This is a genomic window from Chitinophaga dinghuensis (genome assembly GCF_003259435.1).
Taxonomy (GTDB): domain Bacteria; phylum Bacteroidota; class Bacteroidia; order Chitinophagales; family Chitinophagaceae; genus Chitinophaga; species Chitinophaga dinghuensis.
In genome coordinates this window covers 1-17,667 of record NZ_QLMA01000010.1, presented here as the reverse complement: position 1 = coordinate 17,667, position 17,667 = coordinate 1, and the positions used below count along the sequence as shown (strand labels likewise).

The 17,667-nt window shown below is 41.9% G+C and carries 19 protein-coding genes and 1 pseudogene; 10 read left to right on the top strand and 10 right to left on the bottom strand.

Annotated features, from left to right (window positions below; translation table 11 throughout):
* The 6 genes from CLV59_RS25240 (at window position 1) to CLV59_RS25215 (ending at window position 8,179) form a co-directional block, all read left to right on the top strand.
* Window positions 1-1,431 carry a TolC family protein gene (locus CLV59_RS25240; RefSeq protein ID WP_111594887.1) on the top strand — a complete coding sequence of 477 codons (1,431 nt, stop codon included), beginning with the start codon at window positions 1-3 and terminating at the stop codon, window positions 1,429-1,431.
* A gap of 166 nt (window positions 1,432-1,597) precedes the next feature.
* Window positions 1,598-2,656, top strand: coding sequence for a sensor histidine kinase (locus CLV59_RS25235; RefSeq protein ID WP_146616314.1), 1,059 nt, complete (start codon window positions 1,598-1,600; stop codon window positions 2,654-2,656).
* Entirely contained in the window at window positions 2,649-3,368 is a 720-nt protein-coding gene (locus CLV59_RS25230) for a LytR/AlgR family response regulator transcription factor (RefSeq protein WP_111594885.1), read from the top strand. Before CLV59_RS25235 ends, CLV59_RS25230 begins: the two co-directional genes overlap by 8 nt.
* A 26-nt stretch (window positions 3,369-3,394) precedes the next feature.
* The gene (locus tag CLV59_RS25225) at window positions 3,395-5,113 is read left to right on the top strand and encodes a CocE/NonD family hydrolase (RefSeq protein WP_111594884.1); all 1,719 of its coding nucleotides are present in this window, start codon (window positions 3,395-3,397) and stop codon (window positions 5,111-5,113) included.
* Window positions 5,114-5,269: 156 nt separating this feature from the next.
* A complete protein-coding gene (locus tag CLV59_RS25220; RefSeq protein ID WP_111595114.1) occupies window positions 5,270-7,639 on the top strand; it encodes an ABC transporter permease in 2,370 nt (789 codons plus the stop codon).
* Between the two features lie 48 nt (window positions 7,640-7,687).
* Entirely contained in the window at window positions 7,688-8,179 is a 492-nt protein-coding gene (locus tag CLV59_RS25215; protein ID WP_111594883.1) for a YybH family protein, read from the top strand.
* Between the two features lie 2 nt (window positions 8,180-8,181).
* Here the strand turns inward: CLV59_RS25215 and CLV59_RS25210 are convergent, their stop codons facing one another.
* The 8 genes from CLV59_RS25210 to CLV59_RS25185 all read right to left on the bottom strand — a co-directional run bounded on the left by CLV59_RS25210 (window position 8,182) and on the right by CLV59_RS25185 (window position 12,076).
* Window positions 8,182-8,622, bottom strand: a complete 441-nt coding sequence (locus CLV59_RS25210) for a GNAT family N-acetyltransferase (RefSeq protein WP_111594882.1) — start codon at window positions 8,620-8,622, stop codon at window positions 8,182-8,184.
* 77 nt (window positions 8,623-8,699) lie between these two features.
* The gene (locus tag CLV59_RS25205) at window positions 8,700-9,053 is read right to left on the bottom strand and encodes a hypothetical protein (protein WP_111595113.1); all 354 of its coding nucleotides are present in this window, start codon (window positions 9,051-9,053) and stop codon (window positions 8,700-8,702) included.
* A gap of 20 nt (window positions 9,054-9,073) precedes the next feature.
* The gene (locus CLV59_RS25200) at window positions 9,074-9,604 is read right to left on the bottom strand and encodes a hypothetical protein (RefSeq protein WP_111594881.1); all 531 of its coding nucleotides are present in this window, start codon (window positions 9,602-9,604) and stop codon (window positions 9,074-9,076) included.
* The gene (locus CLV59_RS25195) at window positions 9,594-10,178 is read right to left on the bottom strand and encodes a DUF6915 family protein (RefSeq protein WP_111594880.1); all 585 of its coding nucleotides are present in this window, start codon (window positions 10,176-10,178) and stop codon (window positions 9,594-9,596) included. Before CLV59_RS25195 ends, CLV59_RS25200 begins: the two co-directional genes overlap by 11 nt.
* A gap of 414 nt (window positions 10,179-10,592) precedes the next feature.
* Window positions 10,593-10,745, bottom strand: a complete 153-nt coding sequence (locus tag CLV59_RS29040) for a hypothetical protein (protein WP_170137923.1) — start codon at window positions 10,743-10,745, stop codon at window positions 10,593-10,595.
* Window positions 10,746-10,840: 95 nt separating this feature from the next.
* Entirely contained in the window at window positions 10,841-10,987 is a 147-nt protein-coding gene (locus CLV59_RS29035) for a hypothetical protein (protein ID WP_170137922.1), read from the bottom strand.
* Window positions 10,988-11,027: 40 nt separating this feature from the next.
* Window positions 11,028-11,180 (bottom strand): hypothetical protein, encoded by a 153-nt coding sequence (locus tag CLV59_RS29030; protein WP_170137921.1) that lies wholly within the window; start codon window positions 11,178-11,180, stop codon window positions 11,028-11,030.
* Between the two features lie 446 nt (window positions 11,181-11,626).
* Window positions 11,627-12,076, bottom strand: coding sequence for an SRPBCC family protein (locus CLV59_RS25185; protein WP_111594878.1), 450 nt, complete (start codon window positions 12,074-12,076; stop codon window positions 11,627-11,629).
* Between the two features lie 663 nt (window positions 12,077-12,739).
* Between CLV59_RS25185 and arr the strand changes: the two are divergent.
* Together arr and CLV59_RS25175 are read left to right on the top strand one after the other, a co-directional pair.
* Window positions 12,740-13,120: pseudogene (gene arr, locus CLV59_RS29520) on the top strand (NAD(+)--rifampin ADP-ribosyltransferase); the annotation flags it as partial.
* 111 nt (window positions 13,121-13,231) lie between these two features.
* Window positions 13,232-13,669 (top strand): VOC family protein, encoded by a 438-nt coding sequence (locus CLV59_RS25175; protein ID WP_111594876.1) that lies wholly within the window; start codon window positions 13,232-13,234, stop codon window positions 13,667-13,669.
* A gap of 125 nt (window positions 13,670-13,794) precedes the next feature.
* On the opposite strand, the gene CLV59_RS25170 is transcribed toward CLV59_RS25175, so the two are convergent.
* On the bottom strand, window positions 13,795-14,169 hold the full coding sequence (locus CLV59_RS25170; RefSeq protein WP_111594875.1) for a DoxX family protein: 375 nt from the start codon (window positions 14,167-14,169) through the stop codon (window positions 13,795-13,797).
* Between the two features lie 72 nt (window positions 14,170-14,241).
* Window positions 14,242-14,484, bottom strand: coding sequence for a hypothetical protein (locus tag CLV59_RS25165; protein ID WP_111594874.1), 243 nt, complete (start codon window positions 14,482-14,484; stop codon window positions 14,242-14,244).
* 571 nt (window positions 14,485-15,055) lie between these two features.
* Between CLV59_RS25165 and CLV59_RS25155 the strand changes: the two genes are divergently transcribed.
* Together CLV59_RS25155 and CLV59_RS29515 are read left to right on the top strand one after the other, a co-directional pair.
* Window positions 15,056-17,452, top strand: a complete 2,397-nt coding sequence (locus CLV59_RS25155) for a TonB-dependent receptor (RefSeq protein WP_111594873.1) — start codon at window positions 15,056-15,058, stop codon at window positions 17,450-17,452.
* 77 nt (window positions 17,453-17,529) lie between these two features.
* On the top strand, window positions 17,530-17,667 hold a 138-nt coding region (locus CLV59_RS29515), incomplete at its 3' end, for a transposase (protein ID WP_146616177.1).

Sequence of the window (17,667 nt, the reverse complement as noted above, 5' to 3'; positions counted from 1 at the left end):
ATGTTAAATAAAATAAACAGATATATATGCTTTGTGGGTCTGTCGTTGACCTATGGCGCTTGTAATATACCAAAGCTGACAGGAAAGACAGCCAGTACGCAAGTGCCGGATGGTTACACCGCAGCTCGGGATACGATCAACAGCGCTCAGATAAAATGGAAAGAATACTTCACCGATCCTAATCTGGTAGCTTTGATTGATACGGCGCTGAAGAACAACCAGGAACTGAATATTACATTGCAGGAAATTGAAATTTCCAGGAATGAGATCAGAGCCAGGAAAGGCGAATATTTGCCATTTGTAGGCGTGAAAGGTGCGGTAGGATTGGATAAAGTGGCCCGCTATACCAGCGAGGGCGCAGTGGAAAATGGAGCGGAAATCAAACCGGGCAAAGAAATTCCCGATCCATTACCCGACTACCTGTTAGGCGTATACGCCAACTGGGAAGTGGATCTCTGGCATAAACTCCACAATGCTAAGAAAGCGGCTATTACGCGCTACCTGGCCACCGTAGAAGGACGTAACTTCGTTATCACCAATCTGGTAGCAGAAGTAGCTAATTCTTACTACGAATTACTAGCCCTGGACAACCAGTTAGAAATCGTCAATAAAAACATTCAAATCCTGAATGACGCACTGGTGATTGTAAAACTGCAAAAAGAAGCCACCAGGGTAACGGAGTTGGCTGTACGTAAATTTGATGCAGAAGTGTTGAAAACACAGAGCTTACAGTACGATATCAAACAACAGATTACAGAAACCGAAAACAGAATCAATTTCTTGTTGGGTAGATATCCACAACCTATTGTCAGAAATGATCATAGTTTCGAGGGACTGTTACCAGCGCCGGTGCATGCAGGTATTCCTTCTCAATTGCTGGCAAACCGACCAGATATTAAACAGGCCGAACTGGCATTATCTGCCGCTCAACTGGATGTGAAAGTGGCGAAAGCGCAGTTCTATCCTTCTTTTGGTATCTCGGCTGCTATTGGCTATCAGGCTTTCAATCCGTCTTATCTGCTCAGAACGCCGGAGTCGCTGCTCTATTCCCTCGCTGGCGAAGTAGTAGCCCCATTGGTGAATAAGAACGCGATCAAAGCAACTTATTATAATGCCAACTCCAAACAGATACAAGCGGCATATAACTATGAGCGGACAATCCTGAACGCCTATCTGGAAGTAGCGAATCAGATGGCTAAAATCAGTAATCTGGAAAAGAGCTACGACCTGAAATCCAAACAAGTGGAAGCGCTGACCCAATCCATCTCCATCTCCAATGACCTGTTTAAATCGGCCAGGGCAGACTATATGGAGGTACTCATGACGCAGCGAGACGCCCTTGAATCAAAGTTTGAGTTAATCGAAACAAAAAAGCAACAACTGAATGCCATGGTGAATATTTACCAGGCCCTCGGCGGTGGCTGGAATTAGTAAGTTTTTTATTAGTTTATATTGTATATTTTAAGGGAGATAATAGCCGGTTTATCCGGCTATTATCATTTTATTTGGCGCTCATCACCCCATCTCCTGCGCTCCCGTACTTTCTTCTCCAATGAATAGATAAATGCCCTTTCTTTGTTGAAAATCTCCTATTCATTTGAAGAAAATCACAGATATATCGCTCTACTGGAAATGCCAGGTAATAGGTTGGTGCGTTGCCTCTCTATACTGGGGATTTAGTGGAATGCGAGCTCCCAGGGCCACCTGGCTGGAATTCTTCCTGCAGCTTACCGGAGATATTCTCATTGGAATCTGCATTACACATGGCTACAGATACGTTGCCAGGAAGTACCGGTGGACAGATTTACCCCTGGGGAAACTGGTCATAAGACTAATCCCCACCGTACTCCTGCTGGGATCTTTATTTGCCGTACTGACAGGGCTCAAACTGTATTACCTGCATTTCCCTTTCTGGCCGGATGCCGATTGGACACTCCCCCTTTATCTGAAAACTAGTTTCGAAACGCTTCTGGTGACAGGAATAAGACTGATGGCTATCTGGGTACTGATTTATCATATGTATCATTATGCCCGCAGAGAAAGTAAAATCGCGTTAGAAAACGCCAGATTGCTTACTGCTACCAGAGAAGCGCAGTTGAATCATTTATCGGCACAATTAAATCCTCACTTCTTTTTTAATTCGCTGAATACCATAAAATTCCTCATCAAAGAAGACCCGAATACAGCAAGACGAGCGGTGGATCTGCTTTCTGATTTACTGAGGCAATCCCTTTATAAATATGAAGACCGGTTGATTACTGTACAAGAAGAACTGCAACTGGTGAATGACTACCTGGAACTGGAGAAGCTCAGATTTGAAGAGCATTTGCAAACGAATATCATCGTCGGAGATAATTGTTTACCTGTAACCCTGCCGCCATTAAGCATTCAAACGTTGGTGGAGAATAGTATTAAACATGGTATCTCCGGAATGAAAGAGGGAGGATCAGTGGTCATTCATTTGGAACGAAACGATGACCAATTACAGGTTACTGTTACTAATTCTGGAAAATTACAAGCTGCACCAGATACTGGAATAGGTTTAAAAAATTTACAAGAAAGATTGCAATTACATTATAATGGACACGCCACGCTACAACTTACTGAATCGAATAATATGGTAACAGTTGTATTAATCATTCCTGCATATGTGTAAAATCAATGTGGTAATAGTAGACGACGAACGTTCTTCCAGGGAGGAGCTCAAACTGGCATTGAGTGCTTATGAAGATTTCACTATTATCGGAGAAGCAAAGAATGTCGATGAGGCCAAAACCTTGATCACCACTATGCATCCGGATCTTATATTCCTGGATATACAAATGCCGGGGCAATCAGGTTTTGATTTATTGGAACAGTTATCGCAGGTGCCGCAAGTGATTTTTGTAACGGCTTATGATCAGTATGCGATTCGTGCCTTTGATAACAATGCATTGGATTATCTGCTGAAACCCTTCCGGACAGAGCGATTCGCTCAAACGATAGAAAAGATCCGGGTGAAGCGGGAAGAGATGAAGGCTAAAGAACAGTTGTCTTCCCAAACAAAACAAATATTCCTGAAAGACGGAGAGCATGCCTACTTCATTCAACCATTATCTGTTTATCGCATCGCTTCTGCGGAGAATTATTCAAAGGTCTACTTTGAAGATAAGAAAGTAGTTATCAAACGTTCTCTCCATCAATGGGAAAGTAGATTGGACCCTGCAATATTCTTTCGGGCCAACAGAACGGAACTCGTCAATATTCGCTTTATACAACAGGTGAAACCTACTGCTGGCGGTAGATTGGAGCTGGTGTTGCAAAATGGGACTGTAGTGGAAGTATCCATGCGTCAATCGGTGAAGTTTAGAAATATTAACCGCATATAATTTCCTTTTTCTTTTAAACTAATATTATGAAGACAGTAATCCTATTACTGCTAAGTGGGCTTATTGTGTCCGCTCGAGTAGGTGCGCAACAGTTACCCGTAAAAGAGGAACATCAAATTGACAGCGTTTCCATAAAAGGGAAAGATGGCGTTATCATTTCGGCAGTGGTAGTCCGGAAAGTAGGCGTGGAGCAACCATTGCCTACGGCGCTTACGTTCACTATCTACGCAGATGAGAAGAGTGTGAATCGGGCTAAAATAGCAGCCGCACATGGTTATGTAGGAGTGGTGGGATTCAGCAGAGGAAAAGGATGGAGCCCGGAAATGATTGCTCCTTATGAACACGAAGCGGAAGATGTGAATAGTGTGATTGACTGGATTGTGCATCAATCCTGGAGCAATGGAAAAGTAGGCATGTATGGTGGCAGTTATGATGGTTTCGCACAATGGGCCGCAACGAAAAAGTTACATCCTGCATTGAAGACTATTGTTCCTTATGTGGCAGCTATTCCTGGTATTGGCTTGCCTATGGAAAATAATATTTTCTTAAATGCAAATTACGGATGGGCTTTTTATACCACGAACAATAAATCTCTGGATAATAAGGTCTATAATGATCCTGCCCGTTGGAGAACAATGGAAAATAAATGGTTTAACAGCGGAACGGCTTACAGAAAAATTGACAGTATAGACGGCGTCCCTAATCCCTGGTTGCAACGTTGGCTGGAACATCCCGACTATGACGCATATTGGCAGGCAATGGTCCCTTATGGGAAGGAGTTTGCGAACATCAATATACCTGTACTCACCATTGAAGGCTATTACGATGATGGACAGATTTCCGGACTCAGATACCTCCAGGAACATTACAAGTATAATCCGCAGGCAGCACATTACCTGGTGATTGGACCTTATGATCATTTTGGAGCGCAACGTGGCGGAACACCACAACTACGTGGATATACCGTGGATTCAGTAGCATTAATAAACACTAATGAGCTCACTTTCGAATGGCTGGATTACATCCTGCGGGATGGTAAAAAACCTTCTTTGTTGAAGGATAAAATCAATTTTGAAGTAATGGGCGCCAATGAGTGGAGGCATGTCTCCTCAATGGACAAAATGAACAATGATACACTTACGTTTTACCTGAGCGATAAGTCTTCACATGGTATGTATACACTGTCGCCCAAACAGCCTGCAATAGGCCGTTATCTGTCGCAGACGGTTGATTTGTCGGACAGAACTACCTATCTGAATGATTATTATCCTTTTCCAATTATCCGTGATAGTTTAGATATAGATAATGGTCTATATTTTTTAAGCGATCCATTGGAGAAATCTATAGATGTAAACGGCAGCTTTACGGGCAATTTACAGGCAAGTATTAACAAAAGAGATATGGATATTGGGGTGGTATTATATGAAGTCAGGGGAGACGGCAGCTACTTTAATCTGTCGTATTACCTCGGCAGGGCGAGTTATGCGAAGGATATGACACGACGGAATTTATTACATCCGGGAAAGATGGAGACCATTCCGTTTAGCAGAACCCGTATGGTCAGTAAGCGCTTACAGAAAGGGAGTCGCCTGTTGGTAGTTTTGAATGTTAATAAAAATCCGTTCGCACAGATTAATTACGGAACGGGAAAAGATGTTAGTGAGGAAACCATACAGGATGCAGGTGCTCCTTTAAAGATAAAGTGGTATTCCGGAAGTTATATTAAAATTCCTGTTTGGAAATAATGTAAATTCAAAGACGCTTACTCATCGTTCGGAAACGGACCTTGTTTGTTCAGAATTGAACAAGATAAGAATCTGAACAGCCTTGTCATTATTGAGTTTGGGGGATGAATTCGGCATGGCATGAGTATTGGGCGAAAAGATAAAACCCAGGTCGCTATGCTGCATAATTATCTAAAAATTGCCTATCGAAGTATTATCCGGAATAAGGCTTTTTCGGTTATTAACATCCTGGGACTTGCAGTGGGGATAGCATCGAGTTTATTATTGATACTGTGGGTACAGGATGAATGGCAGAAGGGGAAGCACTATGACCAGTTGGGCGATTTATACCGGATCATGGAAAATGAGATTGCGGATGGCCGAATTGTGACCGACTATGACACGCCAGGTATATTAGCGAAGGAACTGAAGGTGCAGCTGCCTGAAGTGGCGTATGCTGCCAGTATTTCAGGACATGAAGATCATATTTTCAGCGTGGGAGATAAAGTGACGCGGCAACCTGGATATTATGTAGGATCTGATTGGTTTAACATCTACCGTATTCCCTTGCTGGCGGGAACGCGGGAATCGGCGTTGACGGAACCCGGTTCGGTAGCCATTTCCCGCAAACTGGCGGCAATTTACTTCCATTCGCCGGATGCTGCGTTGGGAAAGATGATCCGTATGGATGATAAAAAAGATCTACGGATCACAGCGGTTTTTGAAGATCTGCCATCTAATGCATTGGAGCATTACGAGTTCCTGCGCAACTGGGAAGATTATCTGAAGATGATTCCCTGGTTTACAGCATGGGAGGCAGGCGGGCCGGGAACACGCCTACGATTGCAGCCGAATGCCGACCCCGCGAAGGTGAATGCAAAATTGAAAAGCTTTCTGAAAGGGCGTAGTAAAGACATCAATGCTACTTTCAATATAGAGCTGTTTCTGCAGCCGGAATCAGAGGTATATCTTTACTCCAATTTCTCAAACGGACAACGCAATGGCGGCCGCATTTCCTACGTCCGCATATTCATCATTGTAGCTATATTTTTATTGGTGATCGCTGCTATTAATTTCATGAACTTATCCACTGCGAGAGCCATGAAACGCGCTAAGGAAGTGGGTGTTCGGAAAGTGGTGGGGGCCAGGCGGCTTTCATTGATCTGGCAGTTTATGCATGAAGCGATACTGATGACAATACTAGCGGGCATTATAGCTATCTTATTAGTATGGGCCTGCTTACCATTGTTTAATATAGTATCCGATAAACATTTGGCACTGCCATTTACTAACGGCATCTTTTGGCTGCTACTATTGGTGATTTTGATTGCTACGGCCGCATTGTCAGGAAGTTATCCCGCCATTTTTCTTTCTTCCATGCAGCCTTTGCGTGTACTGAAAGGGTGGTTGAAAGCTGCTCCTGAAGCGCAATTATTCAGACGTGTATTGGTGGTATTTCAGTTCGTGTTATCCATTTTAATGATTATAGGAACTATTGTCGTCTATCAGCAGTTAAAATATATACAATCCAGGAACCTGGGATTCAACAAGGAGAATTTGATCATCATTCCTGGTGAAGGTAATCTGCGAAAGCATTTCGATACATTTAAGAAAGAACTCCTGCAACAGCCGGGTATTGCCAATATCTCTTACATGCAGAGTAATCCATTAGAAAATGGTAATACCACTGATGGGGTAAAATGGAGAGGAATGGACCCCAATCTGGCTATTCAATTCAGTAACGCTACAATTGGCTATGACTTCGTCCGGACGATGAAATTAACCCTGCTAAGCGGACGTGAATTTTCCCCGGATTTTGGCACAGACACGGCGGCTTACCTCATCAATGAGGAGACCGCGAAGCGACTGGGATACGCAGATCCCATAGGCCAGCCACTTACATTCGGACAACGGCCAGGCACTATTATAGGCTTATTGAAGAACTATAATTTCAATTCATTACATGAACCTATACGACCTATTATCCTGCGCCTGGCGGGAGGTTGGGGCGCCGAGAGCGTATTGGTCAGAGTGCAGCCGGGGCAGACAAAGCAGGCACTTGCCAGTATCGAAACTATTTGTAAGCAAATGAATCCAATGTTTCCATTTACTTATTCTTTCCTGGATAAGGACTATGAAGCGGTGTACAAAAGTGAAGCTATTGTAGGGAGACTCGTGTCTCTCTTTACAGGTCTTTCTGTATTTATCGCCTGTCTGGGTTTATTTGGTCTGGCAGCTTTCACGGCAGAACAGCGCACGAAGGAGATCGGCATCCGGAAAGTATTGGGGGCTTCAGTCGTTGGTATTGTAACGCTATTATCCCGCGATTTTCTGAAATTGGTACTGGTCGCCATTATCATTGCTTCTCCTCTGGCCTGGTATGCAATGGCTAAATGGTTAGAAAACTTTAGCTACCGTGTTTCGATTTCCTGGATGGTATTCGTATTAGCCGGCATTGCTGCATTAACAATAGCCGCATTAACCATTAGTTTCCAGAGTGTGAAAGCGGCCTTAATGAATCCGGTAAATAGTTTGAAAGGAGATTAAAGTCTCCCGACAATATTTTAGCATCAGACTAATTATAAAAGTTAACTTATGAAAACATTGAACCTGCTTTTATTGATGTTATGCTTGTCTGTATTGGGCTATGCACAAAGTAATCCGGATGCGGCTTTACTTGCATCCTTGAATCGTGCTACAGCAGCTATTAGAGGCGCTTTTGAAAAAGGGGATGCTGAGTTGGTAACGCAATTGCATAGTCCGGATATCATTAAGTATTTCGGTGGAAAAAATGTGGTAACCGGGAGAGAGCAGTTAAAGAAAGGCTTGCAGGATTGGTTTGAACATTCGAAAGTTGAGTTTGTAGAGAACAAGGTGGAGAATACCATATTCAATGGTGAAATAGCGATTCAGACCTCCATATTTGCCATAAAAACAACGCCCAAAATCGGAGGGAAGGCTTCTATTGGGAGAGGCCGATCTATGGTGATTTACAAGAAGGATAAGAATAGTCCTACTGGCTGGCTTTCACTCCGGGAAATTGTACAGGAAGCGCCGGCGGAGGAAGGTACAGAGAAAGAAAAATGATACTAGGAAATTTTCTTCATATGCAAGATCGGGAAAGGATTGCCCTGGCCATCCACAGCCGACCTTTCTACCACTTCAAATCCACAGTGCTTATAGAAGCCGGTAGCTCCTTCATTTTGTTCATTCACATCTACTTCCGTAACACCCATCTCTTCTACGGAATAGGTGAGTAGTTGTTTACCAAGACCTTTTCCATGGGAATCGGAATGAACAAAGAGCATTTCTAATTTATTGCCAGCAACCCCGACAAATCCTTTAATAGCGCCGCTTTCATCGCGAGCGCAACGTAAATCCACATGTTGGAAATACTCATTCTTTATGAGTGGTTTGTAATATTGTATCTGTTCTTCCTCTAAGAAATGATGTGTTGCCCGTACGGCATCTTCCCAAACTGCAATCATTTCATCATAATCGTTAGCAGATGCATGGTCTATTTGTATCATCTAATTAGCTTTTGTAGCATGTAAAGTTACGGCTTTTGTAACTTTACACGCTAAGTATCATACCTCAGTTCGATGTGCTACGGGAGAATGTTCTCCTCATCCGAATCATCGATATCTATGTTAGCATCATACGGCCCAACGCTGGGATTAAGCATTTGTTCCAACGGGCCTACTTCCAGCAAAGACTGAATAGTTTCCTGAATGCAGGCTCTGGAAAGTTCCTTGACAAACAAATCAGGTGGTACTACATATGATTTTCCTTCCCCGGTATTTTCGCTTACCGCAGTTTCGAAGAACTTATAGGTCCAGACATTAATAGCATAGTACGTTTCATTGGGAAGGCGTACCATAACATTACAGTACTCATTTTCAATATTCCAGTTTCCCGGATCTATCTCTTCAAATTCGAGCCGGAGTTTGAAATCAGTCACAGCTTTTTTTATTAAATAGGTCATACATGTGTTGAAAATAACTCCAGGTCTCCGCCGCCCAAAGTTACCTTTTCGCCATAAATGATTTCATCTGTCTCTTCGTTATAATCATAGCTTTGGTTGAGTGTGGAGGAGTATTTAACCTTGACGATATTGTCAGCAATATAGAGGGTTCCACTGCCATTCATATAACATTCGCCAACAGTTGGGATTTTGAGTATATAGAATAGATATTCATCCAGACTATTATACATTTCCGTTTCGTCGGTTGGATTTTCAAAAGTGATAAATCCTTCATCACCGCCACCTTCAAAGGAGAAGTCTAGTGCGTTATTATCCCTAAGTTTATCGATCAGCCAATCTTTAAAAATGGCTTCTAATTTTAAAGTATAGGGATCTATCCTGTTCAATGTATCAGGTTCTGGTTCATAGTCATAATCCGATTCAAATTCTGATTCAAAGTCTGGTTCATTACTGTTTATAGGAGTTTCGGGCTGTTGTTCTGGTTTTTTTTCTCCGAAAATACGCTTCCAGAAATCGTTAAAGCTCATGTTGGATAGTTTCTAATTGGTTTAAATCGGGTGTATACTGCCATCTTTCACTGAATTTGACGTAACCTAGTAGTTTGTGTATTCCAGTTTCTGAGATGTAATGAGAAAGTTCCATGGCATAGTCGATGCCGAGCATCTCTTTTGCCAGATGAACGCCAAAATTGCTATGGGTAATGATGAGGGAAGTTTTTAAACCTGACATGAGAAAAGGTTGCAGTACAAACTCTTTCAGTCGTGCATCAGATGGATTAATCGGGCGGAAATGTTCCAATACCTGATTGTCTACGTCTTTGAACCAATGGTTTAAAGTGGGCACAAATCCCATCAGGTCTTCCTTACAATGTTCTGCCGCGATATCGCGTACGAGCACATTTTTGTTGTCTGAATTGGTAAGTAATTCGCCAAATCGCTGAGTACACAGATCTATACCGTAGGTATTATGTAACAGGATTCTATGTCGGATATTAAAACAGAATAGTTTGCTACTGTCGAGGAACTTATGTATCTGAAGATAATCCTGGGCAGCGCCAGTGAATTTATGTTTGGATAAAAGAGCGTGTTTCCAGTAGTTCATTTCCGGGTATAGGTATAGTTATCTAGTTGGCTACAGCAATCGCTGTGTAATGCAATATACCACGTTTTGAACTAAAAATAGAATGTTGGACAGGACGGCATTTTTCGAACTAAATGCAACAATGTCAAAGGGGCTAACAGGCTGGCCTCTGACATTGTTACTTAATAACCTGTTAGAGGCATAGGATTGTTAATCTACAAGTACCTGGGCAGCTAGTTTCATCGGCAGAAGTTTCGCAGATTTTTCCTTTTGCTTTAGGTGTGCTAAGACTGGCAACTTTAATTTTAATGAGTTGCAGTTTTTTAGGAGTGGTGCTCTGTTTCATAATTGTGGAGGTTTATTGTAAAAGTCCACTCCTGTCTTTAGCGGAGAAGCAATGCCATGGAGTGGTTGTTCAGCATATTTTTAATGAAATTAGCAGGTAATGCTGAGCGTAATTTTGCAGCTAGGGCAGGTAGTTGCATCAGCAGAGGTCATACATACCTTCCCTTTCTCTCTCGGAATACTCAGGTTAGCAACTTTGATTTTAGTCAGTTGCAGCTTTTTGGAAGTGACGTCCTGTTTCATAAATAGAAGTATTAATGATTCATCCGCTCCTGTCTTTAGCTGGAGGAGCAATGCCATGGAGCAGTAATTCAGCAGATTGTTGAAAATCCGAATGGTTAGCAAACCAGGGTTTCTCTGCAACCAGGGCAGCTGGTATTGGCGATGGAAGTCACACAGATTTTACCAGTTCCTTTAGTAGCGGTAAGATTAGCCACTTTGATTTTAGTTAATTGCAGTTTTTTAGGAGCATTATTTTGTTTCATAATGGAATACTTTAAAGGTTAAACGTTTACAGGTGTTAGATTAGAGGCAGAGGATTGTTAATTTGCATCCGCCAGGGCAGGTAGTTTGATCAGCTGAAGTTTGACAGATTTTTCCTTTTTCTTTAGGAATGCTCAAGGTTGCAACTGTGATTTTTGAGAGCTGCAATTTCTTTGGAGTGCTGTTCTGTTTCATAAATAGAAAATATTTAATGATTATTCCTCTCCTGTCTTTAGCTGGAGGAGCAATGCCGTGGAGCGGTTGTTCAGCATATATACGTGGTGCTAATACTGATGGAAGCAGGCTTGTTGTAAATGGAAAAATGAGTGCTATTGAATTAACATACCGGTATTATGTTCATTGGGTTATTAATTTCGGGTAATAGGCATATTAGTAGTTCTAACCAATTTAATGAATAAATTCGATGATGAAAATTTTTTATTATCGCAAAAACATAAAAAAACAGAAGAGTTGATAAATTGGAAATGTGAATTCCTAATTTATCAACTCTTCTGTAGTAGCTGTGGTGGCCTTTCTTTGGGTATTGGTGAAATACTACGTCAGTGGGTGTACTGTATCATTAATATTTTTGGAAATAACTATTTCGGGAGACACGTGTCTCCCGAAATAATTATTTTACTTTAATTCCAGTTGTCAATGCGAATGTCATTTGGGTCGGGGTTTCCTTTTCCTGTTTCTACCAATGCTTTCAAGCTCATCAGGAATATCGCCCATTTAGTACTACAATGATACATGAACTCAACAGGCTCTTTCCAGTTTAAGTGCTGGAATAGCAGGATCACATAATCCTCTTCCTGTTTCAGTTCGAAGTGAATGGTGGTACCTATCCATTCTTTGGGCCCGTCTATTACTTCCCATATAACCAGATTGGGGGCCTGGAGCTGGGTCACTTTCATATCGAACCCTCCTTTATCTCCAAATCGGAATATAACGATATTTCCCACCTGGTCGCCTTCTCCGGTTGTATTGGTGGTCCACCAGCCGGCAAGGCCTTCTCTCGTTGTCAATACGCGATAAACTTTATCTATCGATGAATTTTTAATACCAATTCGATGAAGGATATCTGCCATAGTAAAATAGTTTATTCAAATGTACCTGGTTTTGAGAATATGTATAGTGGGCAAAATGGACAGGAATAGGGGAGGATTTGGACAAAGAGACGTCCCTCTTTTGTGTTGCAGGCTTTCCCCGGAAGACTCTGCCAGCTAACAGGTTGCACAGATAATCCACATTTAATTTTAAGGAAGATTATTGCTACCTTTAACTACACGCTATTTTATCCTATGCGCAGAGCTCCGCAGATGATGTGACATCTTAACCGTTAAGGAGCAAAAAGATACTTAACAAAAAATCAACAAAATAATCAGACCATGGAATTCTCACCATTCAATAACGTTGTGAAGCTGTGTCTTCAAGGTATGAGCATGGAAGAAAAAGGAGAGCCGGAAGAAGCGAAAAAACTATTCCTGCAAGCTTGGAACGAAGCTACGAACGACCTGGAAAAGTTTCTTTCTGCCCATTATGTTGCCCGGCATCAGCAAACGGTTACTGATAAACTGAAATGGCTGGAAGCCTCATTAGATCATGCTTTGAAGATAAATGATGATACGGTGAAGAGTGCATTCCCTGCGCTATATCTAAACATCGCCCAATGCTACGAAGAATTATCCCAGCCAGAAAAGGCGAAAGAGAACGCAGAATTAGCCAAGCAATATAAGGAGCATCCTTCTGATAAAGGCCCTTTTTATCATGGCACAAAAGCTGATTTGAAAGTGGGCGATTTGCTGTCGCCAGGTGGTAATTCTAACTATAAGTCGGAGTTCATCATGAACCACATTTACTTTACGGGACTAGTGAATGGCGCTGGATTTGCAGCCGCCCTCGCAAAAGGCGATGCGCGTGAGCGGGTGTACATTGTGGAACCCACCGGTAGTTTTGAAAATGATCCCAATTTAACCGATAAAAAGTTTCCTGGTAATCCGACTCGTTCCTATCGTTCTGCGGAACCATTGAAAATTGTAGGGGAAGCAAAGGAATGGGTAAGACAAAGTGAAGAGGATATTCAGAAGTTCCGGGAGAAACTGGAGAATAGCAAAGGAGAGATTATTAACTAGGTACATGCTTGTATAATTGTTTGACGTAAACATCCTCTTTTTTGTCGTTTTCATACCTTATTGATGTTGAGGTTAAACGGTACATTTGGATAACATAAAAAATATAGACTTATGGCACTTATCAATCCTCATATTAATTTCAACGGTAATGCTGAGGAAGCATTTACGTTCTACCAATCAGCATTCGGCGGAGAATTTACAAAAGTGATTCGCTTTAAAGACATTGCAAATCCTGATTTACCGATATCTGAGCAAGAGGCAAACAAAATCATGCATATTGCTTTGCCAATAGGAGAGAGAAATACATTGATGGGGAATGATGTTCCGGAATTCATGGGCAAAGTAAATGAGCAAGAGAACAGAAGTAAAATTTCAATATCTACCGCCAGCAAAGAAGAGGCAGATAAATTATTTAACGGACTTTCTGCAGGTGGTGAAATAGAGATGCCTATAACAGATAGCCCCTGGGGCACCTATTTTGGTATGTTTAGAGATAAGTATGGCGTTGAATGGATGGTAGAGTTTGACCCAAGTAATGGAAAAGTGTAAGCGTAGAATAACAAAGGCCCCCTGATGGCATAAAACTAAAGATTCGATTATACCTAACTGTAAAGGCCGATCCAATCGCGGCCTTTACAGTTAAACAGTTGATGAAGATATTGAGCTAAATATTGCTATTGCGATACTAAAGCTGCAAACCTAAAATATGCTACCACTGCTGACAGAATAAAGACGATCATCAGCATTGGGAACATTTTGTATTCCTTCTTCCTGGTGTGAACAACGATGCCTGCTAGCATAATTAAGCAAAAGCCTGTTGCTGTTATAGGTGTCAAAATTGGAGCAATACCTAAAAGCCATGGGATTATAATACCGACACATCCTAATAATTCAAGCATCCCCAGTATTCGAATTGGTACTATAGAATCGTTCGGTTTCAAATGTCCGTCATTAACGTGCTTTTCTTTACTGCCTGTAATTTTTCCATAGCCAGGCAAGATAAAAAATGCAGAGAGAAGCCCCTGTATGATCCACAAAATTGTATTCATCTTTTCTTTACGAAGTTTAAAAAGCTAATTAAGTCCTTGATGGATAAGGATAGTAAAGTGTCTTGACATATTTCAAGGCTGCTCATTTACTATACAATTCAAACCAGCTTCATCTGCGCTTTTTGAAAACTCAGTTGCTGTGTTTAAATCCGTAAATTCTACCGCTATAGGTTTCCGCGCCCATACTTTATCCACAGTTGCACGGGCATCCTCCAATGACATATTTTTATACTTCAGTAATAATTTTACTAAGGAAACAAAAGGTAATTTACCTTCTCTGTATCCGCTAATATGAACATTATACATCTTGTCCATCCTTTTCTTTTTGCGGGTACAATTTATAAATTACTTTATATAAAATTAAAAGCAGCGCAAGTTTCCACGAGTGCTTTCAAACTTATGAGCAACATGGCCCATTTGGTGCTACAATGATCGATGAACTCAATAGGTTCTTTCCCATTGAGGTGTTGGAATAGCTGGTCCACCAGCCGGCAAGGCTATCCCTGGTTGTCAATACACGGTAAACATGCACAACCGGGATGTTTTCACGCCTATTCGATGAAGGATATTTGCCATAGTGAAATAGTTGAAAAGCATATGGTTTGGCAGATACACAAGACGGCTTATGTAGACAAGGTTGCGGTATTTATTTGCTGCTAAAGAGAAACCTTGGATAGAATCTGAGAAAATGGTTATTCTCCAATAAAATATATTCAGAAATATTTTTACCCGATGACTGGAATACGAAATATTCATTTATATTTATAATGTGGGGCACATAAGCGGTATCCCTGTGTCTTTTGAACGTTTAATGCAATATTCACCCTGTGTCAGGCAGACCAGGATAAATCAAAATCACTGTAGCTAATTCTTAATTCTGGTACCAATGAAATCCGTTGTTAATTCAATCTTTTTGTTGCTGATCTGCTGTTCCTTATTCGCCCAAAACAGATTATCTATCCAAGGTAAAGTTACCGATCTATCCGGAATCGTTATCCCTGATGCATCGCTGAAACTTCAGGTGGAAAATAGCCAGGAACTGATTACGCAGAGTAATGCAGAGGGTAAATTTTCTTTTGAGAACCTGAGCGCCGGTGTTTATAAGCTCACCATTTCACATATTGCCTATCAGGCGGTACCACCGCAGACAATCACCCTCAAAGGGAGTATCACCGGCATGAAGATAGCCCTGACGCCAGCCACATCGCAACTCAAAGGCGTTGAAGTAACTTCCACCCGGAAACTACTCACCATGCAGGGCGACAAACTTGTATATGATCCTGGAGTACTTCCCGGTGTAGATAATGATAACTCCATAGAAATACTCAAAAAAATACCGGGCTTCTGGATAGAACAGAATGAAGATATACGTCTCAACGGCAGCGGAGATGTCACCATACTGATCAACGGTGTTAAGCAGAATCTCCTCGGCAACCAGGTCGCCAATTTACTGAAATCTATTCCAGCTAATGCTATCAGCAAAATAGAAGTAGTAACCGGTGGGGCAGCCCGGTATGACGCAGCCGGCGGCTCCGTTATCAATTTTGTACTGAAACAACGGACAATCGATGGCTATAGCATTAACTTCGCCAATAATGTGCTGATCGATAAATACGTTAGCAATAACCATAACTTATACGCTATGCTGCTCACTGGTAAACTACAGAGCAGTACCTCCGTCAGTTATGCAAGGAATCACAGCTATTATACCGAAAATGGCCAGATTAATTACAACCAGCAGCATGCCAACACTGCTGATATCCTCTATCAGCGCAATTCCCTGACCCGTTCCTCCGGACCAACCCTGTATGAAAACCTCAGTTACGCCGTCAGTAACAAGAGCAAACTTATACTGGATATCAGCTCTACCTGGAAAAACAGTAAGGGCGACTTCTCTGACACCAGCAACTTCGGCGCTCCGCTAAGCTACCGCCAGCAGTATAAAAGAAATGACGAGGTGAAAAATAATCTCACTTCGGTCAATCTCATATATCAGTTCAGGCCCGATACTGCAGGATCTCTGCTCGCTGTCAACTATGGTTATATCAATGGTTACATACGTCAATACCAGGACATCGAGAATAGCAGATCGCCAGCAACCGGTTATGGCAGCATATTACAGGCAGGTTATCTGCCTTTGCAAGGCTATCAGCATATTATTAAAGCTGACCTGGAAAAAAAATTACATCAACTGGTACTGGAAACGGGTGTTAAATATAACGCCGGCCATATTGACAATAATGCTCAATATGATACCATTAAAGCCACAGGGCCTGTATATGACCGGCAACTTTCCAACACAACTTCCTATGATGAGAAAATTATAGCAGCCTATGCTACTCTCAGATATTCGCATGGTCATCTTGGGTTTATGGCCGGAGGCCGGATGGAACATACAGCAACGGCTACAGCCAATGGAAAAGCCAGCACTATCCACCAGGACTATACGAATTTCCTGCCCAACGTCGCCATCACTTATCAGCGGCCGGGATATGCAGGTATGTTGAAGCTGAGTTCCGGACTTTCCCGTCCAGACTACCAGCTACTCAACGACTACCGGTATTATATCAACGAATATAAATACCAGGAAGGAAATCCTTTTCTGAAGCCATCCACCAGGTATACTATCTCCCTGGAAAACAATATCGCCGGGTTCCTCACCGCTAACATTGGTTATATACGAATCAACGACCAGGTGCAGCTTACCGGAACGCAACTAAACAATTCTCCCTACACAGCCATTCGGCCGGAGAATGCAGTGAATGTTAATGATTACTATATCAGTCTGTCTGCCGCATACAGCATTCTTCAGCATAAACTGGAAGGCAACCTCAACTTGTACGGAGAAATGTTTCGCTATTACAGCAACGGCGATTTCCCGTTGCAGGGCGCCAACAAGGATCTCTCAAAATACTTTACCGTTAGCTGGAGCAACAACTACTTCATTACCCGGAAGCTGGTGTTGGAAACATCGCTTTTTTACAGATCTACTGCCTATTTTTATCAGGTAACACAGGGCGACCGCTGGCAGGCTGATGCCGGCATCACCTATTATCCAAGTAAAAAATGGAACTTCGGCGCCAAGTACCTGGATATATTCAACACCTATGAATATCGTTATACCAATTTCTACGACAATTATCTCAACAGCTATCTGCGTGATTTAAATGTAAATAGATTTCGTTTAACGGTGAATTACCGCATTAGTGGTGGTTTGAAGAAAGTAAGCAAGCCCGCTTCAGATGTGAATGGAGAGAATATCAGCAGGTTTCAGAATCAATAATAACAAAGTAACGACATAAAAAAAGGTTAGCATTTTGAAGTGCCCCCAAAAGTTTAGACACTTTTGGGGGCATTTTTATGAGTGCAAGAAAGAAACACAGTTTTGCCTTTAAGGTAAAAGCAATCAGACTAGTGGAAAAGGGTCAGAGCATTATGTCCACATCGGATGACCTGGACATAAGCCCTTCATTACTATTAAAATGGTGGGATTACTAT

What these genes read in the sequence shown, in the direction of transcription:
- CLV59_RS25240 (WP_111594887.1), top strand. Translation starts at nt 1, where the DNA reads ATGTTAAATAAAATAAACAGATATATATGCTTTGTGGGTCTGTCGTTG.
- CLV59_RS25230 (WP_111594885.1), top strand. Translation starts at nt 2,649, where the DNA reads ATGTGTAAAATCAATGTGGTAATAGTAGACGACGAACGTTCTTCCAGG.
- CLV59_RS25225 (WP_111594884.1), top strand. Translation starts at nt 3,395, where the DNA reads ATGAAGACAGTAATCCTATTACTGCTAAGTGGGCTTATTGTGTCCGCT.
- CLV59_RS25220 (WP_111595114.1), top strand. Translation starts at nt 5,270, where the DNA reads ATGCTGCATAATTATCTAAAAATTGCCTATCGAAGTATTATCCGGAAT.
- CLV59_RS25215 (WP_111594883.1), top strand. Translation starts at nt 7,688, where the DNA reads ATGAAAACATTGAACCTGCTTTTATTGATGTTATGCTTGTCTGTATTG.
- CLV59_RS25210 (WP_111594882.1), bottom strand. Translation starts at nt 8,622, where the DNA reads ATGATACAAATAGACCATGCATCTGCTAACGATTATGATGAAATGATT.
- CLV59_RS25200 (WP_111594881.1), bottom strand. Translation starts at nt 9,604, where the DNA reads ATGAGCTTTAACGATTTCTGGAAGCGTATTTTCGGAGAAAAAAAACCA.
- CLV59_RS25195 (WP_111594880.1), bottom strand. Translation starts at nt 10,178, where the DNA reads ATGAACTACTGGAAACACGCTCTTTTATCCAAACATAAATTCACTGGC.
- CLV59_RS29040 (WP_170137923.1), bottom strand. Translation starts at nt 10,745, where the DNA reads ATGAAACAGGACGTCACTTCCAAAAAGCTGCAACTGACTAAAATCAAA.
- CLV59_RS29035 (WP_170137922.1), bottom strand. Translation starts at nt 10,987, where the DNA reads ATGAAACAAAATAATGCTCCTAAAAAACTGCAATTAACTAAAATCAAA.
- CLV59_RS29030 (WP_170137921.1), bottom strand. Translation starts at nt 11,180, where the DNA reads ATGAAACAGAACAGCACTCCAAAGAAATTGCAGCTCTCAAAAATCACA.
- CLV59_RS25185 (WP_111594878.1), bottom strand. Translation starts at nt 12,076, where the DNA reads ATGGCAGATATCCTTCATCGAATTGGTATTAAAAATTCATCGATAGAT.
- CLV59_RS25175 (WP_111594876.1), top strand. Translation starts at nt 13,232, where the DNA reads ATGGCACTTATCAATCCTCATATTAATTTCAACGGTAATGCTGAGGAA.
- CLV59_RS25170 (WP_111594875.1), bottom strand. Translation starts at nt 14,169, where the DNA reads ATGAATACAATTTTGTGGATCATACAGGGGCTTCTCTCTGCATTTTTT.
- CLV59_RS25165 (WP_111594874.1), bottom strand. Translation starts at nt 14,484, where the DNA reads ATGGACAAGATGTATAATGTTCATATTAGCGGATACAGAGAAGGTAAA.
- CLV59_RS25155 (WP_111594873.1), top strand. Translation starts at nt 15,056, where the DNA reads ATGAAATCCGTTGTTAATTCAATCTTTTTGTTGCTGATCTGCTGTTCC.